This window comes from Psychromonas sp. 14N.309.X.WAT.B.A12 (assembly GCF_030397575.1).
Taxonomy (GTDB): Bacteria; Pseudomonadota; Gammaproteobacteria; order Enterobacterales; family Psychromonadaceae; genus Psychromonas.
Map to the genome: position 1 here is coordinate 1 of NZ_JAPNXS010000035.1, position 611 is coordinate 611.

General features: G+C 50.7%; 1 protein-coding gene. It reads left to right on the plus strand.

Translation table 11 applies throughout. The features are described from left to right. The coding region (locus tag OW492_RS16950) for a hypothetical protein (protein WP_290041711.1) at nt 1–611 on the plus strand (611 nt) is incomplete at both ends.

Sequence of the window (611 nt, forward strand, 5' to 3'; positions counted from 1 at the left end):
GTTGCTGGCGCAGAAGTGGCGACCTTTGAGACCTTCGATGAAGATGGCGATGAAGTGACAGTCACCTTAAGCGATACCGTTAACTACGAAATGGTAGATGGTACGGTTGTCCTCACTGAAGCCGGTGCTGACTTAGTGAACAGTGGCGAAGAATTACCTGCTTTCACCTTAACGCCAAACGACGGCACGGTTGATGGCGATGCAGTAAGCGTTGATCCAAGTGTTGCGACCGTAAATGATGCACCAGAAATCACCATTCTAACCAGCAATGACTTTACCGAAGATGACGGCAGCGCCGTTGCTGGCGCAGAAGTGGCGACTTTCGAGACCTTCGATGAAGATGGCGATGAGGTGACGGTTACGCTAAGCGACACAGTAAACTATGCCTTAGTAGACGGCTCAGTGGTATTAACCCAAGCCGGTGCTGACTTAGTCAATAGTGGCGAAGAATTACCAGCGTTCACCTTAACGCCAAGCGATGGCACGGTTGATGGTGATGCAGTAAGCGTTGATCCAAGTGTTGCGACCGTGAATGATGCTCCAGAAATCACCATTCTAACCAGCAATGACTTTACCGAAGATGACGGCAGCGCGGTTGCTGGCGCAGAAGT